Genomic DNA, 24,925 nt, shown 5'->3' on the forward strand with positions numbered 1-24,925 from the left:
CCTCACTTCCCAGATCCACGCCTGAACGAACCGGCCACCGCCCGAGCCGTCGGCCGGTCCACCAGCGCCACCACCACGCCACCGGCGACGGCCGCCGCGAGCGCCGCCAGCACGGTCGCCCCGACATTGGGCCAGATGCCCCGCGCCCCCAGCACCCCCACGACCGCCGCGCCGGCGAGGTAACCCGCGCCACCGCCGGCGACCGAGGCCAGCGCGGCCCGGCCCAGCCCGGCCACCGCGACGTGCCCCCGCGCCCGCACCACCGAGGCGAGCAGCAGCGCGCCCCCCACCGTCATCCCGGTGGTCATGCCGAGCGCCAGCCCCCCGAGCTTCCAGTCACCGGGAAACGTCAGCGCGAACACGGTCTGCGCCACCATGACGACGCCCCACCCCAGCACGGTGCCCGTCGCCACGGCCCGCCCGCGCCCGGCCGCGTACAGGACCCGGCTCAGCTGCGCGATGAGCCCATAGCCGACGAGCCCTGGCGCGAACAGCGCGATCGCGCGGGCGAAATCCGGCGCGGGCACGTCGCTCTTGAAGCCGAGGAACACCACCGCCCCGGGCTCGGCCACTGCGGCGAGCACCCCGGCGGCCAGCCCCGACACCAGCACCACCGCCCGCGTGGTCCGCGCCGCGAGCGCCGCGAACCCCGCCGTGTCGCCGCTGCCCGCCTGCGCGGACAGCCGTGGAAAGGCGCTGGTGGCGATGGGCACGGCCAGCACCGCGTACGGCACCAGGTAGATCGCCCAGGCGTAGTTGTAGACCACGATGGCCCCGTTGCCGACCTCCCGGTTGGACAGCACGACCACCATGGCCATGGCGGCCTGCTGGGCGATCAGCGCGGCCACCCCGGCCAGCGCGAGCCTGCGCACCTGGACGGCCACGCCGTCGGGGAAGCGCAGCGTGGGCCGCCACCGCAACCCGAGCCCGGCGACCGGGCCGATCACGGTCAGCACCAGGGCCAGCACCCCGAGGCTGGTGCCCACGGACAGCGCGAGCTCGGCGGGCACGGGCACTCGGCCAGGATCGGTGACGCCCCCGCTGAGCGGCACGAACAGCAGGTAGGCGACGATGACCACGAGGCTGGACACCAGCGGGGCGACGGCGGGCCCGGCGAAGCGGTGGTGGGACTGGAGCACGCCGTAGAGGACGACCGCGACGCCGTACAGCGGGATCTGGGGGGCGAAGACGACCAGCATGCGGGTGGCGACCGCGGTCACCTCGCTCAGGTCACAGTCAGGCACCGCGTTGCCGAAGAACAGCCCGAGGATCGGCCCGGCGAGCACCGCGGTCAGCACGCCGAGCGGCACCAGCACCACGAGCACCCAGCTCAGCAGCGCCGAACTGATCCACCCGATCCGCTCCCGGTCCGGGCCGCCGCTCGAATCGTGCCCCGGCCCGGCTCCCGCGAGCACCGGGACCACCATCCCGGCGAGCGCGCCGCCGACGACCACCTCGAAGACGATGTTGGGGATCCCATTGGCCGTGGCGTAGGCCGTCCCCAGGCAGTTGGTGCCCACCGTCTGGGCGAACGCGTATTGCTTGGCGAACCCGGCGACCCGGGCCAGCACGGTGATGGCCCCGATGAGCAGCGCCCCACCGGCGACGCCGCGGACGAGCCGCTCCCTCACCACACCCGCCCCGCCCCGAACCCGATCACGCGAACATCCTGGCAGGCCGCACCGACAATCGCGCAGGGCGCCCCATCACCTAACAGGACACCGACTCACACCACGCCGCAGGACACCACACACCACATCGACGGGACGGCGACTCATGCCGGGTCGACGGGACGGCGACCGAGCATGTCCAGCCGATTGAGCACCGGATTACCGGCGATGACCTTGGTGAAGCTGACCTTCTCCGACGCCGCCGTCAACGCCGCCACCGTACCGAGCAGCACGAACCGCCCCGGACGCCCCAGTTTGGTCACCGCGGCCAGCCCGAGCAGCGCCCCCAGCGCGTTGGCCCCCGCGTCGCCGAGCATCGCCCGCTCGCCGAGGTCGTCGGGGAGCAGCGCGGCGGCGGCGCCCAGGGGCACGGCGGTCAGCGCGGCGGTCAGCGGCGCGTCACGGAAGAGCGAGGCCGCCAGCAGCGGCCCACCCGTGAGCAGGCCCACCTTGATCGCCCGGCCGGGCCGCAGGTCGAAGAGGTTGGCCAGGTTGGCGGTGCCCGCGATGGCCGCGCCGTTGACCAGCGTGTCGACCGGCCCCCGTGAGACGAGCGCCGCCGCGCCCAGCCCGGTGGCCCCGATGCCGAGGATCTTGACCGCCCCGCTGGTCACCTCGCCGCGGCCCAGCGCGGTCAGGTGCCCCTTGAAGCCCTTGGACTTGGTCGTGCCGTAAAGGTCGTCGTAGGCGCCGAGCGCTCCGCTGCCGACCCCGGCCAGCAGCGCCGCCAGGCGTACGCGGGGCGGAAGACCCGGCGCGAGCGCGGCCGCCGCGCCGGAGCCGGCCACGAACGCGGGGCCCTCCAGCAGCGTGATCGGCTCGCCGCGGTGGTTGGTGCGGGTCCAGCGGCCCGGCTCCTTCTCGTCGGCGCGCGGCGCCAGGCGGGTGAAGGCGGTGTAGGCGGCGCGGGCCGCGACGGCGCCGATCGCGGCGCCGGCGAGGGCGTAGAGGAGGCCACGAGCCATGTCAGCTCCCTGACTGGGTGGGGGACGGGGTCGCGGTCGGTGCCGCGGGCTGGAACGTAGGGGCTCCCGTGCCGATGCCGTAGTGGCCGGCGCGGCCGCTCAGCTGCTCGCGGAGCGCGTCGACGACCACGATCCGGCCCGCGGGCATGTCGGGCGTGTCGACGGTCGAGACGCGCTTGGCGATCTCGCCCTCGTCGCGCAGCGCGCCGACCACGCCTCCGGAGACGGCGGCGGTGGCGGCGGTGCCCGTCACCACCGCGCCCTTTCCGCCGGCGTCGAGGCCGCTCACGAGCGAGATGAGGGCGTCGGCCTGGGCCTCGGCGTTCTCGCCTTCGTACGGCTTCTCCGGGGCGAACATCACGGCCAGCGTGGCCCGCTTGCTCGGATCGCCCTCCACGCTGAGGAAGCCGCCCTCCTCGAAGCCACCGAGAACCGCGCCGGTGGCCGGGTTGGCCGTGCCGGCCACGGCCTGGTCGGCGGTCATGACGGCGGCGGCCAGCACGGCGCCGGCCTTCTGGTAGGCGGTGATCGCGGCAGGAAAAGTGACGTTGTCCGGCTTAAGAGTGTTGGCCAGACCGTCGATCACACCGCTCTGCTTGGTGTCGACGAACTTCTCGCTCAGCACGACGCGCCCCGTGACCACGGCGCCCGACTGGGCCAGCACCTGCTGCTCGGCCTCGCGGTAGGTGGTGCTGGAGCCCGGCGCCTCGATGAGCACGACGTGCTGGCCGGTGAGCTCGCCCGCGACGCGTTGCGCGGTGAGCGCGGTGACGAAGGAGTCGTTGCCCGCCTCCCTGCCCCGCAATGCGTCGATCGTGGCTCTGAGGCTGGTGTTGTCCTTGGTCATCTGGTCGCTCGTCCGTCTGGCCAGCTCGATGGCGGGCGACTGGAGCAGCGTGGTGCCCATGACGATGCCGACCGCCAGCGCGAGGAAGATCGCGACGATGGACACGAGGTGATAGCGGAAATCGATCACGAGAAGAGTCCGACCAACCAGAAGATGAAGGCGTTCCAGAAATCTTGCATGCCGTTCAGCCAGGTCTGGCCGATCGGCGACAGGAAGAGCGCGACGCCCATCGTGATCAACGCGGTGATCACGAGCAGCAGCAGCTGGGGCGTCGAGATGCGGCTTCGGTAGAGCCTACTCACTCCCTTGGCGTCGATGAGCTTGCTGCCGACCCGCAGCCGGGTGAGAAAGGTGCTGGCCATCCCCGAACGACCCTTGTCGAGGAATTCCTCCAGCGTGCCGTGGGTGCCGACCGCCACGATCAGCTCGGCGCCCTTGTCGTCGGCCAGCAGCATCGCGATGTCCTCGCTGGTGCCGGTGGAGGGAAAGATCACCGCTTCGCGGCCGAGCTGGTGGACGCGCTCCAGGCCGGGCGCCCTGCCGTCGCGGTAGGCGTGCACGACGAGCTCGGCGCCGCAGCTCAGCGCCTTGGTGGAGACCGAGTCGAAGTCACCGACGATCACGTCGGGCAGGTAGCCGGCCTCCAGCAGCGCGTCGGCACCGCCGTCGACACCGACGAGCACCGGGCGGTATTCCCTGATATAGGGGCGCAAGGTGGCGATGTCTTCTTTGTAGTGGTAGCCGCGCACCACGATCAGGACATGCCGGCCCTCCATGGGGGTGCGGATGTCCGGCACGCCGACTCCGTCGATGAGCAGCTTGCCCTCGCCCCGGACGTACTCCATCGTGTTGACGGCGAACGCCTCGATCTGCACCGCGAGACCGGCACGCGCCTCGGCCATGGCGGCCTCGACCGCGTCGGGCGTCTGCTCCTCGCCCTTGCCGACCACGTCACCGTCGAGGTAGACGACCCCGTCGTGGATCCGGACGACATCGCCGTCCTTGACCCGTTCGAACAGATCCTGGGTGGCGTTGTCGACGAAGGGCACCCCGGACTCGATGATGATCTGCGGGCCGAGGTTGGGATAGCGTCCACTGATGCCGGCGGCGACGTTGACCACGGCCGACACCCCGCACGCGACAAGCGCCTCCCCGCTGACCCGGTCCACGTCGACGTGGTCGATAATCGCTATTTCACCGGGCTGGAGGCGCTTGGTCAGCCTCTTAGTCCGCCGATCGACTCTCGCCACTGCCGTGACACCGGGAAGGTCCGTGACCTTCCTAGCGCGGAGGCCCGGCATCCTGCTCCCCGGAACCTTCATCAAGACCATCCTGCCAGAGTGAAGCAGCGCAGAGGCCACGCACTGCGCGGCGTGTCCGCTATGTCACTCAGGATCACCGATCGGCGGCCGCTAGCCCGAGGAGTTCTTCGGCGTGTGCTCTGCCCAGCTCGGAGTCTTCCAACCCCGCCAGCATGCGGGAGAGCTCGCGTACCCGGCCTTCGTGGTTGAGGGTGAGGACGCCGCTGCGTACGACACTGCCGTCGCTGGCCTTCTCGACCACCAGATGCTGGTCGGCGAACGCGGCCACCTGCGGCAGGTGGGTGACGACGATGACCTGGGCGGTCCGTGCCAGCCTGGCGAGGCGGCGCCCGATCTCGACCGCGGCCTTGCCGCCCACCCCCGCGTCGACCTCGTCGAACACGAACGTCGGCACCGGATCGGCGCCCGCGAACACCACCTCGATCGCCAGCATGACGCGACTCAGCTCGCCGCCGGACGCGCCCTTGTTGAGCGGGAGCGGCGGCGCGGCGGGGTGAGCGGCCATGCGCAGCTCGACCTCGTCGACGCCTTCGGGGCCGAAGTCCGAGACCTGGGTGAGCTGGACGATGACCCTGGCGTGCGGCATGGCCAGCGCGGTCAGCTCGTCGGTGACGGCCTGGCCGAACCGCTCGGCGGCGCCCTCGCGCACCCGGGTCAGCTCGGCGGCCAGCTCGGTGAGCCGGGCGGTCAGCTCGTCGTGCTCGCGGGTCAGCTCGTCGATGCGCTCGTCATCGCCCTCCAGCTCGACCAGCCGGGCGGACGCCTCCTGAGCCCACTGCAGGACACCAGCGCTGTCTTCAGCATATTTCCGGACCAGTCCTGACAGCAGGGCCCGGCGGTCCTGCACGGCGGCGAGCCGCGCGGGGTCGGCCTCGATCGACTCGGCGTACGCGGCCAGGTCGGTGGCGACGTCGGAGATGAGGTAGCCGGCCTCGGCCAGCCGGTCGGCCACCCCGGCGAGCTGCGTGTCGTAGTCGCGCACCGCCTCGACGGCCGAGCGGGCCTCGCCCAGCAGGGAGATCACGTCGTGCGCGCCGCTCGCGGCCTCCATCGGGTCGCCGAGCAGCGCCGTGTGCGCGCTCGTCGCGGCACCGCGCAGCGCGTCGGCGTGCGAGAGCCGCTCCTCCTCGCCGCGCAGCTCGACGTCCTCGCCGGCCTTCGGCTCGACCTTCTCGATCTCCTCAAGGCCGAACCGCAGCCGGTCGGCCTCCTGAGCGCGCTCACGCGCCCTGGTGGTGAGCTCGTCGAGCAGCGCCCCCACCTGCTTGTGCCGTTTGTACGCCTGGGAGTAGGCGCGCAGCGGCTTGACCAGATCGTCACCGGCATAGCGGTCGAGGGCGGCCCGCTGCTTGGCCGGCTGCAGGAGGCGCTGCTGGTCCATCTGCCCGTGGACGGCGACCAGGTCGTCGGCCAGGTAGGTCAGCGTGCCGACCGGCACCGTCCGGCCGCCGAGCCAGGCCCGCGACCGGCCCTCGGCCGAGACGGTGCGGGAGATGATGAGCTCGCCGTCCTCGATCTCGCCGCCGATGTCCTCGACCTGCTGGGAGACGCGGCCGTTGGCTTCGATGACCAGCGTGCCCTCGATGGTGGCCTTGTCGGTGCCCGGCCGGATGCGGGAAGGGTCGGCCCGGCCGCCGAACAGCAACCCGAGCCCGGTGACGACCATCGTCTTGCCGGCACCGGTTTCGCCGGTGACCACGTTGAAGCCTGGCGAAAGCTCCAGAACGGCCTCATCGATGACGCCGAGCCCCTGGATGCGGACCTCCTCGACCCTTGGTCGCACTGCCCACTCCCGTCGCTCCGAACGCTTGTGCGATCTAACTGTACGCGCTGCACCTGTAATTGAGTCAGGGACGCACCCTTCCGCGCCAGCCCTGGACGGGTAGTTCGAACTTGGCGACCAACCTGTCGGTGAAGGGGGCGCCGGTGCTCTCCACCCCGTGCAGCCGGGCCAGACGTACCGGCTGGGAGCCGCGGCGTACCTCCACCCGGCTGCCGGACGGCAGGTCGAAACGGCGCCGCCCGTCGCACCAGAGAACGCCGCCGGGTGTGTCGGGCAGGATCTCGACGGCGAGCGTGGACCGCGGCGAGATCACCATCGGCCTGGCGAACAGCGCGTGCGCGCTGATCGGCACCATCAGCAGCGCCTCGACCTCCGGCCACACGACGGGGCCCCCGGCGGAGAAGGCGTAGGCGGTCGAGCCGGTCGGGGTCGCGCAGATCACGCCGTCGCAGCCCCAGCGGGACAGCGGCCGCCCGTCGATCTCGGCGACCACCTCCAGCATGCGCTCGCCCTTCTCCACGCTGGCCTCGTTGAGCGCCCACGTGTCGGCGAGCACCTGGCCGTTCTGCCTGGCCAGAATGTCGATGGTCATGCGTTCCTCGACGTCGTAGCGGCCCGCGACCACACTGTCGACCGCCGACTTCAGGTCGGCGACCTCGGCCTCGGCCAGGAAGCCGACGTGCCCGAGGTTGACGCCGAGCAGCGGGGTGCCGGTGGGCCTGGCCAGGTCGGCCGAGCGCAGCAGCGAGCCGTCGCCGCCGAGCACGATCAGCATCTCCGCGTCCTTGGCGGCACCGGGATCGCAGGGCACCACTTCGGCGCCGCGGCAGCCGATGTCGTCGGCCTCCACATCGAGCACCCTGACCCGGATCCCGGCCGTGACCAGGCGGTCGATGACCAGGCGGGCGCTGTCGACCGCGGCCTCCCGCCCTGTGTGCACGGTGACCAGCACAGTACGGTTCATTGTGGCCCTTCCGCGACGGCCCGCTCGATCTCGGCTTCGAGGTCGGCGACCGGCGGCTCGCCCTCCCCCTTGCCCAGCCAGAGCAGATACTCCACATTTCCCGACGGACCTGGCAGCGGGCTCGCGGTCACGCCGCGCACCACCAGGCCGAGCTCGCGCGCCTTGGCCGCGGCCTGTCGCACCGCGCCCGCCCGCAACACCGGGTCTCGCACCACGCCACCGGCACCCACCAGGTCCTTGCCCACCTCGAACTGCGGCTTGACCAGCAGCACGAAGTCTGCCTGAGCGGCGGCCACCGAGGCCAGCGCGGGCAGCACCAGCCGCAGCGAGATGAACGACAGATCGCCTACGATCAGCGAAGGGGGCTCACCGACCAGATCCGGGGTGAGATCACGTACGTTGACGCGCTCCATCACGGTCACCCGGTCGTCGGTCCGCAACGACCAGGCGAGCTGGCCGTAACCGACGTCGACGGCCAGCACGCGTTCGGCGCCCTGCCGCAGCAGCACGTCGGTGAACCCGCCCGTGGACGCGCCCGCGTCGAGGCAGCGGCGGCCCCGGATCTCCAGCGCGCCGAACGCCTCGATCGCGCCGAGCAGCTTGTGCGCGCCGCGCGAGACGTAGTCGGGACCGTCGGCGGACTCGGCCACGACGATGGCCGAGGCGGTGTCGACCTGGGTCGCCGCCTTGCCCGCCCGCCGGCCGCCGACCGTGACCCGGCCGGCTTCGATGAGCTGGCCGGCCTGCTCACGCGACCTGGCGAGGCCGCGCCGCACCAACTCGCTGTCCAGCCGGATGCGTCGGCTCACCGGTCGCCCGTCCGGCCGTCCACCTGGCCGTTCACTTGCCCGTCCACGGCCCCCAGCGCGGCCTCGAGCCCGGAGAACGCCTCGTCGAACACCGCGACGTGCTCACCCACCGGCCGCCCGGCCAGGTCACCGAGACCGGCGAGGACCGCGTCGACTCGCTCGTCGCCGGTCTCCTCCGGTACCTCACTCATGACAACGACCGTAACGCCTCATGCGAGCACCCGGCACCTTGGCAGGTGTGTCACACGTTGAAGGGTCACACGGGGGTGCCACTGATGTGGAACGCTACCGTCCTGAAATGGAAGAAAGGATCCCGACATGGCAAGCGTCGAGGAGTGCCGGGCGGCACTGGCCAAGCTCGTCGACCAGTTCGACGAGATCGGCGAGGAGGACCGGGCCAAGCACGTGGTCGAGCGTACGGTGAGCTGCCGGATCTCCGACCTCGACTTGATCTTCTACGGCCGGCTGCATCCTGACGGACTGGACCCGTTCAGTGAAGAGCCGCCCTCGAACGGCAGGTCGGCCGATGTGAAGCTGACGATCGTCAGCGACGACCTGATCGCCCTTGTGGACGGGGAGCTCGATCTGGCGCGCGCGTTGCTCGGCGGCCGGGTACGGATCGACGCCAGCTTCGGCGACCTGCTCCGCCTACGCCGCCTCCTCTGACCTCCAGTCGCTGCCGGCCCGCTGGACCCCATCGGTGAGGCCGCCCAGTAAGGCAGCAAGGCAGTGCGACCGAGCAGGAGGGCGGCGCGTCCGGCCCAGCACCGGCTCAGCCGATCCGATCCAGCACCGGTTTGACCGCGTCCTCCTCGGCCCGGCTTTCGCCCGCATACGTCCAGGCCGCGTCACAGGCGGCCCTCAACCCGTCGGTGCGACTCCCGTCACCCTCCAGCGTGAGCACTCCGTCGACCCACTGGGCCCGCCATCCCGCGCAGACGCCCTGCCGTACCTCCGGATAGGGCCGCAGCAGCGCGGACAGATCCTCGGCCACGTACGTCGGCCGCTGCTGAGGAGAGGCCGTGAGCACGTCGAGCGGCGTGGCGACCCCGGTGAGCACCAGCAGTCCGTCGACCCCCGCGTTGACGGCGCCCTCGATGTCGGTGTCGAGCCGGTCGCCCACCACGAGCGGCCGCTTCGCCTCCGTACGGATCATCGACTCCCGATGCAACGGCGGATCCGGCTTGCCCGCGAACACCGGCTCCACCCCGGTCGCGGTGGCGATCACCCGCGCCATCGCCCCGTTGCCGGGCAACTCACCCCGCCGCGTCGGCAGCGTGCTGTCCCTGTTGGCGGCCACGAACAACGCGCCCTGCCGTACGGCCAGCGCGCCTTCCGCCAGCAGCCCGTACGCGAGACCGAGCGCCATGCCCTGCACGACCGCGACCGGCGCGTCCGCCGCCGTGGTGACGGGCCTCAGTCCTTGATCCCGTACGGCCAGCCGCAGTCCGGACCCGCCCACCACGAGCACAGGGGAACCGGACGGCACCCGCTCGGCCACCAGCCGGGCGGCGGCCTGCGCCGAGGTCACTACGTCTTCCGCCCTGGCGGAAAGGCCAAGCTCGCGCAGATGCTCGGCGATGGCGGCGGGGGTGCGTGAGGCGTTGTTGGTGACGTACGCCAGCCGCGTACTCCTGCCCCGCGCCTCCTCCAGCGACTCGACCGCATGGGGAACCGCGTGGGCGCCCAGATAGACGACCCCGTCGAGGTCGAGCAGCAGGGTGTCATAGCCGTCGATCAGCACTGCGCCTCTTCCCGTTGACTTGTCGCACCGCGTGAGACTTTAGCGTCGCCTTCGTACTCATCTGGAGAAGGGCTGACCCTGTCCACAGATTCCCCCGTCAACCTCCCAGAACCCGCCGATCTGCTCGGCGACCTCAACCCCGCGACGCACGCGGTGAAGGCCGAGGAGCGCTACACGGCATGGATAGCTGCGCACGCGGCTGGCCGCACGCGGCGCCCGAGCCCACGGGGCGCATGCCGCCGCACGGGGCGCACGGGGCAGAGGTGGCATACGGGGCGCAGGTGTTTCATGGGGCGAAAGCGTGCATGGGGCGGCGGAGGTCGAGAGTCGCGCACGGATTCGGGTAGATGGATGCCACTCGGCCACCTGAAAGCAGCCCGCCCGTAATGTCAGGTCCACTTCCACACACCACACAGCGATTTGATCTCGCACAGCAACGCCAATGCCGGCGCCCCATGCGACCGAACGAGCTAAATACCCCAAATATGCCATTTCAGAGCCGTCCACAAGCAGCCTAGTTAAGCCCACTGCCCACGCCGAACCCAGCCGCGCGGCAGAATAATCGCTGTGACGAACACCCCCAGCGCGAAGCAGACAGTTCACACGATCAAGGTCACCTTGCGCGGTTCCCGACCACCGGTCTGGCGCCGGTTGGGGGTCGCCTCGGACAGTACGCTGCGGCACCTGCACGACGTCATCCAGGCGTCCTTCGGCTGGCAGAACTACCACATGTGGGTCTTCGACACCGCAACCGGCCACTTCGGCGACACCGACCGCGAGCTGGAGATCCGCAGCGCGGCCTCCACCCGACTCGACCAGGTCGCCCCGCGGGCCAATGACCGGCTCCGCTACACCTACGACTTCGGCGACGATTGGGAACACGACATCCTGGTCGAAGCCATCACCGACGCCGAACCCGGCACGGCCTATCCACGCTGCCTGACCGGACGCCGCGCGGGACCACCCGAGGACTCCGGCGGCGTCTGGGGCTACGAATATCTCCTCGAAATCCTCGCCGATCCCACCCACGACGAACACCAGGAGCGCCTGGAATGGCTCGGCCTCGACTCAGCCGACCAATTCAACCCGGCCAGCTTCGACGCCAACAAGATCAACGACGTACTCTCCGGCCTGGCGATCGTCCTCACCAAGGACTGACCACCCGCCATCTCCAACGAAATCGAAGCACTCGCACGATCAACACGCAGCACCGAAGCAGATCAGACGCTCCGGCGTTCATCCGGATCTGACCCGTCGTGGCTGTTCAGCAAGGCCCAGCATTCGCCGAACTCGCCCTGGGCATAGAGCAGATCCGTCGGCCGCCCACGCTGGACGAGCGCATCCGGATGGTCGGGCCTGAGGGAGAGCCCGTACCCATCGAACGCCTCACAGTGCTTGCTCAGCCTCGGCTTCGGCCAGCCGACCGAGGACATGGAGACTCTCGCCAAGCCCGACACGGATCTCCAGCATGACCACGCCCCTGGGCGCGACACGAGCGGGCGCAACACGAGCGGGCGCAACACGAGCGGGCGCAACACAGCAGACGCGACACGAGCGGGCGCGACACGAGCAGGCGGGCGTTGGCTCCGCAGGTAGCTCGCCGCGACGCCCAGCGCCTCCCGACGGCGCCGGATGGCGTCCCGCGCGCCCGCCCGCCGCGCCGGACGGCTTCCTCCAACTCGCCGTTGACGCGGAGCGCCTACGCGAAGTGCTGCCAATCGCTCAGCGATGGACGGTCCTAGGGCGCGGCTCCAGTGAGCTGCTGCCGGTGGTAGGAGATGGCGGCTCCGAAATCGGCGGCCCGCAGCAGGACGACACCGTCGTCGAGCACCGAGGCGCCTGAACCGCGAGCCTGTCGTACGGCTTGTCGCCCTCTCCAGGACGCAACCGGTGCGAGCGCCGACCGACACCGCCTCGGCCGGCCTCCTGTCTATCGTCTACATCTCACGCCGAGCCCGCAGAGTGGCGCGGACGCTCTTCAGCGCGGACACGTAGTGACGCTCATCCGGCCGCATGGCCACAGCGATCGCAAGGGGTTCCTGGGCCCCTTCAATGTCGCCCGTTCGCCACAGCGATAACCCAAGCCCGAAATAGGCGTAATCCTCAGTCGGATTGGCGTCGACGATCTGGCGGAAGCTCGCCGCAGCCTCCGCGTACTGCCGCGAATTGAACTGCGCTCGCGCGAGAGCCTCCCTGATGCTGCGCGAATCAGGCTCCGCAGCAGCGGCACGCTCGAGCAGAGCGGCAGCAGCTGCCGGACTGCCCTCTTTCAAAAGCTTCACCCCGCGCTGATACCAGTCGTAAACGCCACCCCCCGGAGCCCCAGGGGATTCATCGTGCACGTTTCTACCTTGGACCATGCGTGAGGCCTCCTTCATCGGCCGACAGGGTTCCGTTGAATTCGCCGCGGAATCAGGAGCGTTGGGAGCTTGGGGGCGACTTTCGGAAGACCCGGACACTTATGGGAGCATGCCCGGTATGGGGAATCCTGAACTGCCGGTGCCTGATGGACTGCTCCTACGCCCCTTCCGCGGCGTCCGCTTCACGGTCGACGATCCCGCCAAGGTGACCTCCCCGCCGTACGACCTGATCGCTGAAGGTGACGTACGCGCCCTCCTGGATTCCCATCCCAACAACGTCGTCCGCCTCATCCTTCCCTGCTCATCGCCACCCCAGTCCCCCGAAGGACACCCATCCGCTCCCGGCTCCCTCACCCACAACACGCCCCCCAGCGCCGCCCCCCACCACAACAAGACCTCCAGCACCGCCGCCCACCACAGCACGACGCCTGGCGTCACCTCCCACCACAGCACGACGCCCGGCGTCACCTCCCACCACGCCGCCCCCGCTGCGACGGCAGCCGACGAACAACCCGCTGCCACAGCCGTGAGCCCCGCGCTGGGCCCAGCGGTGAGCACCCGTCCGAGCGCACCTGACGATCAGAGCGCACCCGACACGGCCGTCAGCATCCCCCAACCCCACGACTCCATCAGCGCCCACAAGCACGACGCCGAAATCGCAGCCGGCGATCACGACAGCGACACATCTCCGGCCCCGATAGGTCACCACCCCGCCGGAACACGCGACAACGCAGCCGCCACCCGATACGACATCCCTCCGGAAGAAACCGCCGAACAGCTCCACGACGACCACCCCGGCGCCAGGCGGCCTGATGACGAGCGGCCCGAGAGCGAGCAGCTCAGTGACGAACACCTCAGGGGCGAACAATCCGAGGACGAGCAGCCCACGGGCAAGCACCTCAAAGACCGGCAGCCCAGGCACGAGCAGCCTCGTTCCGAGCAGTACGAACGGTCCCATGACGAGCGGCTCGCTGACAGTGACAAACAACTCAACGACATACGACCCGGCGATGAGCGCCAGGGTGACGCGCATGGGGATGTAGCGGTCCAGCCATCTGCCGACATACCCGAACGCTCAGCGAACGAGCGCTATTGCGAAGCCCGCGACACCCTCCTCGCCTGGCTGGACGCGAGGGTGCTGGTCGCTGACGAGCAACCAGCCCTATATGTGTACGAACAGCACGGACTGGGCGTCCTACAGCGCGGCCTCATCGGCGACGTGGCCCTGGCGGACCCGGCTCAACGCATCATCCTCCCCCACGAGGACATCTTCCCCGGACCCGTCGCCGACCGGCTCGCCCTCATGAGCACCACCCAGGCCAACCTCGAACCCATTTTCCTCCTCTACGACGGCGGCCAAGGCACGGCAACCCTCATGGTGGATCACGTGGCGTCGACACGCCCGCCTCTGGTGACGGCTGATACCCAGGACGGTCTCCGCCACCGCCTCTGGGCGATCACGGATCCGGCCGAGGTCGACGCCGTCAACGCCGACCTCCGAAACCGCCAAGCCCTCATCGCCGACGGCCACCACAGGTACGCGACATATCGGGTCCTACAACGCCAAGAGCACGCGGCCCGTGCCGGCCAGGTCCCCACCTCCACCTCATGGCCCGCTCCCACAACACCGGCATCCACCACCCCACAGCCTCCACTCACCTCGCCGCTGAACACACCACCGCACCTCGACGCACAACCAGAACCAACACCCGCGCCACCCCGCGGCGCTCAGCCTTCAGCGCCCCCTGCCACACCCGTTCAGGATTCAACACCCAATGCCGCACCCCCTCAGGGTCCAGCGAACAATCCGACACCAGCTCCGGATCCAGCCGCCAACGCGGAACCAGCTCAGGGCCCAGCAAGCAAAACCGAACCAGGCCAGGTGCCAGAACCCGCCGCCACATCAGCCCCCGGAGCCCAGCACCCCACGGGGCAGCATGCGCGTGGCGGGGAGCAGGGGCAGCCCACTTTGGGTCCATGGGACTTCGGGCTGGCGTTGCTCGTCGATTCGACCGCGTACCCGCCCGATCTCAAGGCCATTCACCGCGTCATCCCCGGCCTGTCTCTGACCGAGGCGGCGGCCAAGGCCAAGGGATCGTGGCGTGTCCACGACCATGCCACCCTCGACCAGGGCCTGGCCGCGCTTCAGGCCGCGGGGGAGCCCGCATTTCTGCTCGCCGGAGAAGGTGGCTGCCACCTGCTCACCAACCCTGATCCGGTCCAACTCGCCCGTGCCATGCCTCCGGACCGCTCCGATCGGTGGAACTCGCTGAACATCTCCATCCTCAGTGAGTTCGTCCTGCCCAAGGTGTGGGGCATGCAGGACGATCAGCAGGCCGTACGGATCGTGCATCATGACCCGGAGGCCGCCCTGCAGCTGGCTCTCGATACGGGCGGCACCGCCGTGATTCTGAAGCCGCTAGCCGTCGACGACGTGCTGGCAATCGCGGCGGGGGGCGAGCGCGTGCCTCGCAAATCAACCTCCTTCGGCCCCAAGCCCGTTACGGGCCTCGTCCTCCGTACCTTCGCCACCGGTTGAGGCGGGACATCGACCTGGACCCCCAGCAGCAGCACTGGATGACGTCCCGCAGAGCGGTGTACTTTCCCATCCGCTCAGCCCTGTTCGCCCACGTAGGAAACGCACAACGAGATCGTTGATCCACCACTGGCTGGGACACCACCCAGCTCGCGCTATGAAGAGCGCTCACCAGTTTCGTTAGTCATCCCTAGTGTTGTGTATGTATATTGTGTGTATGGAGTTGCTGCGGATGTCCAAGGCGGCGAAGCGTCTGGGTATCCACCCGATGACGCTTCGCCAGTGGGCTATCGATGGCAAGATCCCGTTTTCCTGGGTCGGTCGTGAGCGCCGGTTCTCCTCGCTGGATGTGGAGAACATGAAGCGCGGCAGCGGCTCCACGACCTCCCGTCCAAGGCGAGAGGTTCTGTATGTGCGCGTGTCCGGCTCGTCCGGGCAGGAGTCCTCGCTGGCAGCGCAGGAAGAGGAGTTGCGGGCCACGTCCACCGGTGAGGTCGTGAAGGTCGTCAAGGACCGTGGATCGGGCCTGCGGGAGAACCGGCCGGGCCTGAATCGGGTGTTGGCGATGGTTTCCGATGGCTCGGTGTCGGTGGTGCGGGTGACGCATGAGGACCGGCTGGCCCGGTTCGGGGTGGGATGGCTCAAGCGCCTGTTGTCCGTGTACGGCGTCACGCTCGAAGTCCTGCACCCGAACAAGTCCGGTGGCCGGGATGAACTCCTCGACGACTTCGTGTCCTTGGTTTCCACCTTCGCCGGCCGCCTGTACGGCATGCGCTCGACGGAGGCCCGCAAGCGACTGCTGGCCGAGACCGGCCAGTGCGCCGGCGAGGATGGTGCCGCGTGAGCCGGAAACTTCGGCTTGCCGAGGGCGAAACCTCCCGCACCGCAGCGCACCAGGCATGCTGCGCACCGCAGTGGATGAGAAGAGCGGCGAACTCCTGACCTGCGCTGTGCTGGCCGAGCGCGTCGGATGGGCTGTCGACCTCGTATCCGGCATGGTCGGCGCGCTGACCACCGAGCACTGGAACAGCGCCGATGTGGACCGGTTGGCCTGTGGTGTGGACGCCGGGGGCCGCAGACTGCCGTCGAATGCCTGGATGGCCTTGCGACGCCTCGGCTGGACGGCTGCCCCGCCCGAGGGCATCAAGGTCAACGACCGTATCGTGCGCATGGCCCAAGAGGCGGCCGGGCGGACGCTGCGGTCGGCGAAGTGGCGCGCCGACCTGACCGCCGCGATACTGGCCACCTGGCCCGCCGATCCGAACACGCGCACCGCGAAGGAGTGGGAGCAGGTCCGTGCGGCGGCACCCGGTGGGCAGTTCCTGCCGTCCAGCGTGATCAAGTCCCGCACCCGCCAAGCGGCTGCCTTCACCACCGAGCACGGACGGCTTGCGGCCGATGTGTTCGAACTGGAGCCCCCGCCCCGGGCGGCGCGGATACTGCTGCTGTCGGCATGCGACGCCCAGCAGGCCACCATCGAACGCGCAGGCGACGACTCCAGGCGGGCGCTGCTACGACTGCAGCTCCCCACCCGGCCCGACCCGCGGGCATACGCGGACTGGACGTGGGTCGCCTGCCCCATCACCCTGCCCCCGACGATCCCGCCGAGTGCGGTGCTGCACCTGCCCACCGTGCGCATCCACGGCGCTCAGGCGCGGGCCGATCTCGCTTTCACCCTGCCCGTCCCCAAGACCCAGCGCACCGGACACACCGTCGCGCTCGGCGTGGACTGGGGCCTCAACACGCTGCTGAGCGCGGGTGCGCTACGGCTGCACAGCGACGGGCAGATCACCGCGCTAGGGGCCGGGGGGCAGTTCCGGGCTGCTGGAGTGCTGGCCAAGCAGCACCGGCTCCGGCGTCTGTCAGAGCGTCTGCACGCCAAGATCGACCACTACCAGCGGCTCATCGACGGCCGCGCCCCCGATCCGGCTCTGGCAGCCAACCACACGCTCCTGTCGCAAGAGATCCAGCGCGTCTGCGCCCGCCGCTCCAACCTCAACGACGCCCTGTCCTGGGCCGCCGCCCGCTGGGCCGTGGACCAGGCCATCGCCGCCGGCGCCGGCGTCATCTACCTGGAAGACCTGCGCTCGATGGAGGCCAAGGGCATGGGCCGCACGCACAACACGCGCATGTCCCAGCAGGTGCGCGGGCAGATCACCGACCGCATGCGGCACCTGGCCGCCGAGACCGGCATCGCCGTGGTGAGCGTCCCTGCCCGCAACACCTCCAAGCACTGCCCCCACTGCCTCACGCCGCTGCGCCACCGCAAGGCACCCGACCGCCCCACGGTCGCGGGCTGGAAGTGGGCCATCTGCCCCAACCCGTCCTGCGGCTGGCAGGGCGACCGTGACATGGGCGCCTGGCGCCGCATCGCCGCCCGCGGCCTGGCCCACCAGGCCACCACCGCCATCGACCGCGCCAGCGCAACCATGCTCATCCGCACCATCGTGGACAAACTCGAAACCAAAGCCGTGCTCGTCGCGACCACCACCATCAGCCGCAGCGACCGGTCCAAGACCGGATCGACCCGGCACAGGCCAACACGCCCCGCGCCCAGGCGACGCAGGGCACCCTCCCCCACCAGCCCCCAGGGTTCGGCGGGTAAGCGTCCGGAGGGACACGCACCCACGGACCGGGCCCGGCTGCCCCGCGCAGCCCACCGGAACCAGGACGTGACCACGATCAGCACACCCACCACCGGCCACCGGCCACGCGGGGCAGCCCTGGGCGCGGGATTCCACCTCCACGCTCACGCCCCCCTCCACGGTGGGCACAACCCCCGCCAGACACCATGCCTGACGTGGGATCGCTCAGCTGATCAGAGACGCTGCAAGTACGAGAAATGGCGGAGCGGCCAGAGCATACTGCTCCGTCCTCGTGTACCGCCGCTGATCGGCGACTCAACGGCCCGGCTGGTGCAGTGACCGGCAACGTTCACCGAATCACAGCAGCAGGGCCCGTCGACCGAAAATGGTTTCACTTCCTTGAGGCGGCGCCCCTACTGTGTACGCCGTGACAACGCAGTTGATCGTGCTCAATGGCGGATCCAGCGCCGGCAAATCCTCGATCGTCCGGAACCTGCAGGCCATACTGCCGCAGCCCTGGCTTGCCATCGGGGGTGTCGACTCGATGATCCAGGCGATGCCCGAATCCATGATGACATCGGACACGGGACTCAAGATCGCCTCCGACGGAGGTGTGACCGTCGGGCCGGAGTTCCTGCAACTGCAGACGGCGTGGCGGGAAGGCATCGCCACGATGGCCCGTGCCAGAGCCCGGGTCATCATCGATGACGTCCTTCTCAGGGGCGCGGAGTCCCAGCAGCAGTGGCAGAGAGTTCTTGGCGGGCTCGACATCCTGTGGGTCGGCGTCAGGTGTGACAGCGCGGTCGCCGCCGAGCGCGAGCGGGCTCGGGGAGACCGCATCCCGGGCATGGCCGTGGCCCAGGCGGAGGCGGTACACGACGGTATGGTCTATGACCTGGAAGTGGATACCACGCGTACCGAGTCGCTGGTGTGCGCGAAGACCATCGCCGATTACATGTCGCAAGCCGACGAACGTTTCCGGTGACCGCACTAGACGAGCAATAACGATGCCGACCTCCTGAGTTGTGCCGCCCCACGAGCTACCTGCACCGATCTGCACGCTTGTGTCCCGCTGAGTGGTGGATCCACGATCTCGCTGTATGGCTTCTACCAGGGATGAATACGGCCGAGTGGCTGAGGCAACTACACCAGTCTGCGGGATGTCATCAGCGCACTGGTGGCGAGCAGTGCGCGGGCAGCGAGCAATGCGCGGGCCGCGCGCAGCGCGACTACCTGTTGGACCGGAGCGACTGGGCGCGCTCCCCTGTCCCTGACCCCGGGACCCCCGTTGTCGATCGTCCGGCGATCGACAGGCGATCGCCGGACACTTCCACGAGGTGCCACACCCGAACAGCGAGCTAGCCGGCCGGGGCCAGGTCCGGAGCCGGGCGTGGCGAGGGGATGGACAGGAGGATGTCGTGTCTGTCGTCGGCCATCGCGTTTCCGGATGGCTTTGGGGTGGGCGGAGGGGCCGGCCCGCGTCGGCACTCCTGAGCGTCCGGCGGTTCCGGGTCGTTGCCGAGCCGTCGGCTCTGTGCGAGTGGGAAAGGCTTTCGGCACGGTCGGGACGGCCTCGGCCGGTCAGCTGGGTCAGGTGGGGCTGCCTTCGCCATCGTGACCTCGACTTCGTAGCGCCAGATCTTGGCGGCGGTCGGGCCGTAGACGTGGCAGCGGAAAGCGCCCTTGATCTCCATGGTGTCGCGGGGTCTGAGGTTGCGGACGAAGGCGGCCGCCTCGGGATCGAAGGTCGCGCATGGCACGCTGTCCGTCATCGTTTGGCCACGTCTGTTTTCCGGGCGGCGCACGATCAGGCGCCATTTCGTGAGGATGTCGCCGCTCGGCAGGGGTTTTTCCTCTGGCGTCGCGGACAGCCTTCCCACCAGTACGACCTCGTTGCGGTCCACTGTCGTCCTCCCATCGGGGTTCTGGTGAGATCACTCTTTACGATGAGGGGTACGCCGGATCGGCTCGAACGCCATTCTGGGGATAACGGCAGCGGATCAGGAGTGACTGTGGACAACATCACCGCCCTGGGCGGCGACGTCTATGAGATCGATACGAAGATGGCCGGCTATTCGGGCATCACGGCTGGATATCTGATCCTGGGTGACCGCCCATGCCTGGTCGAGACCGGCACCTCGACCTCGGCGCCCGTGGTCCGTGACGCACTCGCCTCGCTCGGCGTGGGCCCGGAGGACCTTGCCACGGTCGTGGTCACGCACATCCATCTAGATCATGCCGGCGGCGCTGGGGACATGGCGAGGTACTTCCCATCCGCCCAGATCGTGGTGCATGAGAAGGGAGCCAGGCACCTGGCCGATCCGTCCAGATTGATGGCCAGCGCGAGGATGGTGTGGGGTGACCGCCTTGACACGCTATTTGGTGAACTATCGCCGACCGAGGCCGACCGCATCGTCGCACTCGGAGACACCGGATCCATCGACCTGGGCAACGGAAGGACGCTGAACAGCCATTACTCCCCCGGCCACGCCAAGCACCATGTGGGTCTCATCGATTCCGCCACTGGCGATCTGTACGTAGGCGACGCCGCCGGCGTGTACCTGCCTCAGACCGGGGATCTCCGCCCGGCCACCCCGCCTCCGGACTTCGACCTGGAGACGGCGCTCGACTCGATCTCGCTGTTCAAGGCGCTCGGCCCGCAGCGACTGCTGTTCAGCCACTACGGACCGGTCGGCGCCGTACAGGAGACGCTCGAACGCTCTGCGGAGGAACTTCGCGTCTGGGTCGATCTCACCCGCCAGGTACACACGGAGGGCCTCGACCTCGACCACGCCGTCGCCATGGTCAGGGACCGGACCATGGAACGGTACCAAGCGCTCAAGGCGGACGATGACACAGCGGAGCAGTTCGAGCTGCTTAGTGGCGCTCCGTCTAACGTCGCGGGCATCTACCACTGGCTCGACCGCGTCTCACCCTGACTTCTGGTACGAAATAGCTTCCGGTACGAAATGCCGTACCAGAACTCCGCCGTACACCGTGGAAGGTGTACGGCGGAGCAGGACGTCAGTCTTCGCGCTTGGAGTCGCGCTTGGCGGCGTCGTCGGCTGGTTCGTCGGGCTGGTCCAGGATGTCGCCGAAGTTCGGCTCGATGAACGCCGGAGTGATGCCTAGCGTCATCGGGGTCTCCACCGCAGGGGCCTTGGACTCCGGGACGCTCGACTCTGCCGTGCCGGAGTCGTCGTCCTGCGGCTCGTCGGGCTCGGCATCCTTCGAGCCGTCCTTCGAAGCATCCTTCGGGACGTCCTTCGAGGCGTTCGCCGAACCGTCCCGGAGGTCGCCGGACTCGGCGGCCTCCTGCTCGGAAGCGGATTCCGCCTGCTCAGGAGTGGATTCCGTCTCGCCGGCAGGCCCGTCCTGCTCGTCGTCGGCGTCCGCCCGGTCGGCAGAGCCGTCCTGCTCACGGATGGCGCCCTGCCGGTCCGCGGCGCCGTCCTGCTCATCACCGGCATCCTGCCGGCCGACCGGCTCGTCCTCCTGGTCCACCGGCTCGGCTTCCGTAGCCTGATCGTCGGTGGGCTCGGAGTCGTCGAGAAGGTCGTCTGCCTCAGCGAGGGCCTCGTCCTCGTCGACGTCCTCGTCCACCTTGATCATGGCGTCGGCCTGACCGGCCGTACCCGCGTCGTCGGAGTCGTCCTCGTAGTCATCGTCGTCGAACTCTTCTTCGACGTCCTCGATGACGGCACCCGTCAGCTCGGCGTACCGTTCGGCGGCATCCGTCTCACCGTCCTCGTCGAAGGCCATCGCCTTGGCGAACCAGTCGGTCGCGGCCTCCTGATGACCCGCGTCGGCCAGCGCGTCGGCGTACGCGAACGCGAGACGAGCCGACCAGGGCTTGGCCTGCGGGTCGCGCAGCTCGGGCAGGCGTTGCAGGGTGATGACGGCGGCGTCGTTCTGGCCCAGGTCGCGGCGGGCGCCCGACTCGACGATGGAGAGCTCGATGCGTCCCGCCCTGTCGAGGCGTTCGGCTTCGGGCGAGCGGACCAGGTCGAGGGCGCGTTCCGGACGGCCGAGGCCGCGTTCGCAGTCGGCCATGACCGCGAGGTAGGCGTCCGAACCGGTCATCCGCCTCGCCGCGCGCAGGTCGCTGAGGGCCTCGGAGAAGTGCCCAGCCCGATAGGCGACGATTCCCGCCGCCTCACGTACGACACCGATGCGGGCCGCGAACCTGCGGGCCACCTTGGTGTGCTCGTGAGCCTGATCGGGGTCGTCCTCCTCCAGCGCACGCTCGGCGGCGACCATGTGCCTGCCCACCAGCTCGGCGAGGTCGCCGGGGAGGGAGCGCAGCTCGTCGCGTACTTCCTTGTCGAGCTCTTCGGCGGTGATGTCGGGCGCGACCTCAGGCAGCGGCTCGCGCTTCGGAGCGTCGTCCTCGGGACGGCCGAACCTGGCACGGGTGCCGCTGGACGCCCGGTCGTCACGAGAATCGCGCGAGAACGGGCGGGAACGGTCATCGCCACGCGGGCCCCGGTCGTCGCGGTAACCACCCTCACGGGGACCCCGATCGTCACGGGAACCGCCCTCACGGCGCGGACCGCCGTAACCGCCCTCGCGGCGAGGGCCCCGGTCATCACGGTCCCGGAAGGAACGACGATCGTCGCCACCCTCAGAACGCTCACGGAACCCACCCGGCCGATGATCGTCACGGTCGCGGAAGCCACCCTCGCGCCGGGGACCCCGATCGTCACGGAAGCCACCCTCGCGGCGCGGACCACCGTAACCGCCCTCACGGCGCGGACCGCCGCCGTACCCGCCCTCGCGACGAGGGCCACGGTCGTCACGATCCCGGTACGAACGACGATCGTCGCCACCCCCAGGACGCGAGCCGCGGTCGTCGCGGAACCCACCTTCACGGGGCGGGCCGCTGTACCCACCTTCGTGACGGGGGCCACGGTCGTCGCGGTCCCGGAACGGACGGCGGTCGTCGCCGCCACGCGAACCCCGGTCAAAGCCGCCCTCACGGCGGGGACCTCGGTCACCGCCACCCTCGGGACGCGGACCCCGGTCGCTGCGGAACCCACCCGGGCGCTGGTCGTCACGGTCACGGAAACCACGACGATCCCCGCCGCCGTCACGGTCGCGGAAGCCGCCCTCGCGACGGGGGCCGCTGTATCCGCCCTCACGGCGCGGACCGCCACCGTATCCGCCCTCACGACGAGGGCCACGGTCGTCACGATCCCGGAAGGAACGACGATCGTCGCCACCCTCGGAACGCGGACCCCGATCATCACGGAACCCACCCGGCCGGTGATCATCACGGTCGCGGAAGCCACCCTCACGGCGCGGGCCGCCGTACCCACCTTCGCGACGCGGACCCCGGTCGCCGCCGCGGTAACCCCCCTCGCCACGCGGACCACGATCGCCACCGAACCCGCCCTCACGGCGCGGCCCGCCACCGTAACCACCTTCGCGGCGCGGACCAGCGTAACCACCCTCGCGACGAGGGCCACGGTCATCGCCGGAGCCGGCGTCACGACGCGGGCCCCGGTCGTCACGGTCACGGAAGGGACGTCGGTCATCGCCACCGCGCCCGCCCCGGTCATCACGGAAGCCACCCTCGCGACGCGGACCCCGGTCGCCGCCGCGGTAACCCCCCTCGCCACGCGGGCCACGATCGCCACTGAATCCGCCCTCACGGCGCGGGCCGCCACTGTAACCGCCTTCACGGCGGTCACCGCTGAATCCGCCTTCACGGCGCGGACCGCCGTAACCACCTTCGCGGCGGGGGCCGCGGTCACTACTGAACCCGCCTTCGCGACGAGGTCCCCGGTCATCGCCGGACGCACCCTCACGACGCGGGCCGCGATATCCTCCGCCGTCGCGCCCGGTGCCCCGGTCGCCGCGCCCCTGGTATCCGGAACGCTCGCCGTATCCGCGATCCCGCGACGCCCCTCGGTCGCCGCCGTCGCGTCGTGGCTCTCGGTCGCCGGAGCGCGGCCTGTCGTCGGAACGGAACGGACGGTCGCCCCTGGAGTCGCGCTGGTCGCGCCCGCGGGAGCCATACCCGCCGCTCCTGTCGCCGCCCTGGGGACGCTTGTCTCCGCCGTCGCCCCGTTCGCGCTGTCCGCCGTCCGATCCGTTATCACTGTTCACTTCTGGTCCATTTCGTTGGCTCACTCAGCAGACCCGTGCGTCACATGACGGTCCGCCGTGGCAGGTCGCCGCCCGATTTTCGGGCCTTACGCGACGAAGGCCACCCGCGGTGGGATGGCCCGGTACCACCAGCCTAGCAAGCCGCAGCATGTCACCGAGCCTGGCCCGGCCCGCATATTCGGTCGCGGTGATTGACCACTTCGGGAAAACTGCTCGACATGTCACTCCGCTTCCATGAGATCGCCGAGTCCCAGCACCGCATTCTGAACCCCATCACTGACGAAAAATTGCACCTCCTCGGCGAAATCTGCCGCATCACACCAGGCACGCGCCATCTGGATCTCGCCTGTGGGAAGGGGGAAATGCTCACCCAATGGGCCGCCCGTTACGGCTCGTACGGGGTAGGTGTGGACATCAGCAAGGTCTTTCTCACCGCCGCCAGAGATCGCGCGGACGAGCTCGATGTGGCCGACCAGGTACGCTTCATCGAGGCGGACGCCGGAACCTATGAGGACGAGCCGCACTCGTACGACATCGTCTCGTGCATAGGCGCCACGTGGATCGGCGACGGCCTCACCGGCACCCTCACCCTGATGCGCCGTCTGCTCCGCCCCGGCGGACTCGTCCTGGTCGGCGACTGCTACTGGATCAGCCCGCCACCGCCCGAAGCCTGTACATCGCTCCAAGTACCGAAAGATTCTTTCGCTTCGCTGTCCGGTACGGCCAAGCTCATCGAAGACGCCGGCTATGAGTTGGTGGAAATGGTCCTGGCGAACCACGACACCTGGGACAGGTACGTCGCCGCTCAATGGTGGACGCTGAGCGAATGGCTACGCGAAAATCCGGACGACCCCGATGCGCCGGCCTTGCGGCAATTCCTGGACCATGCGCGCGACTCTTATCTCGAGTACGGCAGGGACTACATGGGCTGGGGTCTCTTCATTCTTCGCGGATAAGCCGTTGATTGTACGATTCGGCGCCTGCGACTGCTCGGCAGTGCGGTCGGCTCAGTCCTGAATCGGCCACCGGTTCAGGACTGCAATCCGAAACTTGTACGCCTCCTGGCCGCGAACAGGCCACGTCCCGTAGAGCAGAGCCCGCTACTGCTTGCACCAGAGCCGGTAACGCAGAAAAGGCCCCACGCGTCATGCGTGGAGCCCTTTCTGCAACCAAAGATTGTCCGGCGGTGACCTACTCTCCCACACCCTCCCGAGTGCAGTACCATCGGC

General features: G+C 69.5%; 22 protein-coding genes. 9 read left to right on the plus strand and 13 right to left on the minus strand.

What is annotated here, in order from left to right; all coding sequences use genetic code 11:
- Positions 1 to 2 precede the first annotated feature (2 nt).
- The 8 genes from murJ to ACIBO2_RS51570 all read right to left on the minus strand — a co-directional run bounded on the left by murJ (position 3) and on the right by ACIBO2_RS51570 (position 8,551).
- Positions 3 to 1,631 (minus strand): lipid II flippase MurJ, encoded by a 1,629-nt coding sequence (gene murJ / locus ACIBO2_RS51535; RefSeq protein ID WP_358540412.1) that lies wholly within the window; start codon positions 1,629 to 1,631, stop codon positions 3 to 5.
- Positions 1,632 to 1,774: 143 nt separating this feature from the next.
- Entirely contained in the window at positions 1,775 to 2,635 is an 861-nt protein-coding gene (locus ACIBO2_RS51540) for a hypothetical protein (RefSeq protein ID WP_358540409.1), read from the minus strand.
- A 1-nt stretch (position 2,636) separates the two neighbouring features.
- Positions 2,637 to 3,611, minus strand: coding sequence for a copper transporter (locus ACIBO2_RS51545; RefSeq protein WP_358540407.1), 975 nt, complete (start codon positions 3,609 to 3,611; stop codon positions 2,637 to 2,639).
- The gene (gene steA, locus ACIBO2_RS51550; RefSeq protein ID WP_358540405.1) at positions 3,608 to 4,804 is read right to left on the minus strand and encodes a putative cytokinetic ring protein SteA; all 1,197 of its coding nucleotides are present in this window, start codon (positions 4,802 to 4,804) and stop codon (positions 3,608 to 3,610) included. The genes ACIBO2_RS51545 and steA overlap by 4 nt, the downstream gene beginning before the upstream one ends.
- Before the next feature lie 73 nt (positions 4,805 to 4,877).
- Positions 4,878 to 6,587 (minus strand): DNA repair protein RecN, encoded by a 1,710-nt coding sequence (recN, locus tag ACIBO2_RS51555; protein ID WP_358540403.1) that lies wholly within the window; start codon positions 6,585 to 6,587, stop codon positions 4,878 to 4,880.
- 64 nt (positions 6,588 to 6,651) lie between these two features.
- The gene (locus ACIBO2_RS51560) at positions 6,652 to 7,551 is read right to left on the minus strand and encodes an NAD kinase (RefSeq protein WP_358540401.1); all 900 of its coding nucleotides are present in this window, start codon (positions 7,549 to 7,551) and stop codon (positions 6,652 to 6,654) included.
- Positions 7,548 to 8,360 carry a TlyA family RNA methyltransferase gene (locus ACIBO2_RS51565; RefSeq protein WP_358540399.1) on the minus strand — a complete coding sequence of 271 codons (813 nt, stop codon included), beginning with the start codon at positions 8,358 to 8,360 and terminating at the stop codon, positions 7,548 to 7,550. Before ACIBO2_RS51565 ends, ACIBO2_RS51560 begins: the two co-directional genes overlap by 4 nt.
- Positions 8,357 to 8,551 (minus strand): hypothetical protein, encoded by a 195-nt coding sequence (locus ACIBO2_RS51570; RefSeq protein ID WP_358540397.1) that lies wholly within the window; start codon positions 8,549 to 8,551, stop codon positions 8,357 to 8,359. The genes ACIBO2_RS51565 and ACIBO2_RS51570 overlap by 4 nt, the downstream gene beginning before the upstream one ends.
- A gap of 127 nt (positions 8,552 to 8,678) precedes the next feature.
- On the opposite strand from ACIBO2_RS51570, the gene ACIBO2_RS51575 reads away from it, so the two are divergent.
- Positions 8,679 to 9,026 (plus strand): SCP2 sterol-binding domain-containing protein, encoded by a 348-nt coding sequence (locus tag ACIBO2_RS51575; protein WP_358540395.1) that lies wholly within the window; start codon positions 8,679 to 8,681, stop codon positions 9,024 to 9,026.
- A gap of 106 nt (positions 9,027 to 9,132) precedes the next feature.
- On the opposite strand, the gene ACIBO2_RS51580 is transcribed toward ACIBO2_RS51575, so the two are convergent.
- Positions 9,133 to 10,104, minus strand: a complete 972-nt coding sequence (locus ACIBO2_RS51580) for an HAD-IIA family hydrolase (protein WP_397304715.1) — start codon at positions 10,102 to 10,104, stop codon at positions 9,133 to 9,135.
- A 567-nt stretch (positions 10,105 to 10,671) separates the two neighbouring features.
- Between ACIBO2_RS51580 and ACIBO2_RS51585 the strand changes: the two genes are divergently transcribed.
- On the plus strand, positions 10,672 to 11,262 hold the full coding sequence (locus ACIBO2_RS51585; RefSeq protein WP_397304716.1) for a plasmid pRiA4b ORF-3 family protein: 591 nt from the start codon (positions 10,672 to 10,674) through the stop codon (positions 11,260 to 11,262).
- Between the two features lie 62 nt (positions 11,263 to 11,324).
- Here the strand turns inward: ACIBO2_RS51585 and ACIBO2_RS51590 are convergent, their stop codons facing one another.
- The gene (locus ACIBO2_RS51590; protein ID WP_358540388.1) at positions 11,325 to 11,537 is read right to left on the minus strand and encodes a hypothetical protein; all 213 of its coding nucleotides are present in this window, start codon (positions 11,535 to 11,537) and stop codon (positions 11,325 to 11,327) included.
- Between the two features lie 504 nt (positions 11,538 to 12,041).
- Positions 12,042 to 12,464, minus strand: a complete 423-nt coding sequence (locus ACIBO2_RS51595; protein ID WP_357958326.1) for a tetratricopeptide repeat protein — start codon at positions 12,462 to 12,464, stop codon at positions 12,042 to 12,044.
- Positions 12,465 to 12,582: 118 nt separating this feature from the next.
- Between ACIBO2_RS51595 and ACIBO2_RS51600 the strand changes: the two genes are divergently transcribed.
- From ACIBO2_RS51600 to cpt, 4 genes are all read left to right on the plus strand, one after another.
- Positions 12,583 to 15,003 (plus strand): DUF1015 family protein, encoded by a 2,421-nt coding sequence (locus ACIBO2_RS51600; RefSeq protein ID WP_397304717.1) that lies wholly within the window; start codon positions 12,583 to 12,585, stop codon positions 15,001 to 15,003.
- A gap of 214 nt (positions 15,004 to 15,217) precedes the next feature.
- Positions 15,218 to 15,844 carry an IS607 family transposase gene (locus ACIBO2_RS51605; RefSeq protein ID WP_358540381.1) on the plus strand — a complete coding sequence of 209 codons (627 nt, stop codon included), beginning with the start codon at positions 15,218 to 15,220 and terminating at the stop codon, positions 15,842 to 15,844.
- A 55-nt stretch (positions 15,845 to 15,899) separates the two neighbouring features.
- Positions 15,900 to 17,924 (plus strand): zinc ribbon domain-containing protein, encoded by a 2,025-nt coding sequence (locus ACIBO2_RS51610; protein ID WP_397304718.1) that lies wholly within the window; start codon positions 15,900 to 15,902, stop codon positions 17,922 to 17,924.
- Between the two features lie 88 nt (positions 17,925 to 18,012).
- Complete coding sequence (gene cpt / locus ACIBO2_RS51615) at positions 18,013 to 18,570, plus strand: chloramphenicol phosphotransferase CPT (RefSeq protein WP_358540377.1); 558 nt, start codon at positions 18,013 to 18,015, stop codon at positions 18,568 to 18,570.
- Positions 18,571 to 18,943: 373 nt separating this feature from the next.
- On the opposite strand, the gene ACIBO2_RS51620 is transcribed toward cpt, so the two are convergent.
- Positions 18,944 to 19,489 (minus strand): single-stranded DNA-binding protein, encoded by a 546-nt coding sequence (locus ACIBO2_RS51620; RefSeq protein ID WP_358540375.1) that lies wholly within the window; start codon positions 19,487 to 19,489, stop codon positions 18,944 to 18,946.
- A gap of 108 nt (positions 19,490 to 19,597) precedes the next feature.
- Here ACIBO2_RS51620 and ACIBO2_RS51625 point away from each other — a divergent pair, with 108 nt between their 5' ends.
- Positions 19,598 to 20,524 (plus strand): MBL fold metallo-hydrolase, encoded by a 927-nt coding sequence (locus ACIBO2_RS51625; RefSeq protein WP_358540373.1) that lies wholly within the window; start codon positions 19,598 to 19,600, stop codon positions 20,522 to 20,524.
- An 85-nt stretch (positions 20,525 to 20,609) separates the two neighbouring features.
- Here the strand turns inward: ACIBO2_RS51625 and ACIBO2_RS51630 are convergent, their stop codons facing one another.
- Positions 20,610 to 21,845 (minus strand): hypothetical protein, encoded by a 1,236-nt coding sequence (locus ACIBO2_RS51630; protein ID WP_397304719.1) that lies wholly within the window; start codon positions 21,843 to 21,845, stop codon positions 20,610 to 20,612.
- Between ACIBO2_RS51630 and ACIBO2_RS51635 the strand changes: the two genes are divergently transcribed.
- Together ACIBO2_RS51635 and ACIBO2_RS51640 are read left to right on the plus strand one after the other, a co-directional pair.
- Positions 21,795 to 23,744: a hypothetical protein gene (locus ACIBO2_RS51635; RefSeq protein ID WP_397304720.1), complete on the plus strand. Its 1,950-nt coding sequence runs from the start codon at positions 21,795 to 21,797 to the stop codon at positions 23,742 to 23,744. The two genes, ACIBO2_RS51630 and ACIBO2_RS51635, sit on opposite strands and share 51 nt — an antisense overlap.
- Positions 23,745 to 23,914: 170 nt before the next feature.
- Positions 23,915 to 24,652 carry a methyltransferase domain-containing protein gene (locus ACIBO2_RS51640; protein ID WP_397304721.1) on the plus strand — a complete coding sequence of 246 codons (738 nt, stop codon included), beginning with the start codon at positions 23,915 to 23,917 and terminating at the stop codon, positions 24,650 to 24,652.
- Positions 24,653 to 24,925 lie beyond the last annotated feature (273 nt).

This window comes from Nonomuraea sp. NPDC050022 (genome assembly GCF_044460705.1).
In the GTDB taxonomy this organism is placed as follows: Bacteria; Actinomycetota; Actinomycetes; order Streptosporangiales; family Streptosporangiaceae; genus Nonomuraea.

Bases quoted from the DNA above. Each gene is read 5' to 3' on its own strand.
- ACIBO2_RS51540 (WP_358540409.1), bottom strand. From the start codon at position 2,635: ATGGCTCGTGGCCTCCTCTACGCCCTCGCCGGCGCCGCGATCGGCGCC.
- steA (WP_358540405.1), bottom strand. From the start codon at position 4,804: ATGAAGGTTCCGGGGAGCAGGATGCCGGGCCTCCGCGCTAGGAAGGTC.
- ACIBO2_RS51560 (WP_358540401.1), bottom strand. From the start codon at position 7,551: ATGAACCGTACTGTGCTGGTCACCGTGCACACAGGGCGGGAGGCCGCG.
- ACIBO2_RS51570 (WP_358540397.1), bottom strand. From the start codon at position 8,551: ATGAGTGAGGTACCGGAGGAGACCGGCGACGAGCGAGTCGACGCGGTC.
- ACIBO2_RS51575 (WP_358540395.1), top strand. From the start codon at position 8,679: ATGGCAAGCGTCGAGGAGTGCCGGGCGGCACTGGCCAAGCTCGTCGAC.
- ACIBO2_RS51590 (WP_358540388.1), bottom strand. From the start codon at position 11,537: ATGTCCTCGGTCGGCTGGCCGAAGCCGAGGCTGAGCAAGCACTGTGAG.
- ACIBO2_RS51595 (WP_357958326.1), bottom strand. From the start codon at position 12,464: ATGGTCCAAGGTAGAAACGTGCACGATGAATCCCCTGGGGCTCCGGGG.
- ACIBO2_RS51600 (WP_397304717.1), top strand. From the start codon at position 12,583: ATGGGGAATCCTGAACTGCCGGTGCCTGATGGACTGCTCCTACGCCCC.
- ACIBO2_RS51605 (WP_358540381.1), top strand. From the start codon at position 15,218: ATGGAGTTGCTGCGGATGTCCAAGGCGGCGAAGCGTCTGGGTATCCAC.
- ACIBO2_RS51610 (WP_397304718.1), top strand. From the start codon at position 15,900: ATGCTGCGCACCGCAGTGGATGAGAAGAGCGGCGAACTCCTGACCTGC.
- ACIBO2_RS51630 (WP_397304719.1), bottom strand. From the start codon at position 21,845: ATGGTCGCCGCCGAGCGTGCGCTGGAGGAGGACGACCCCGATCAGGCT.
- ACIBO2_RS51640 (WP_397304721.1), top strand. From the start codon at position 23,915: ATGTCACTCCGCTTCCATGAGATCGCCGAGTCCCAGCACCGCATTCTG.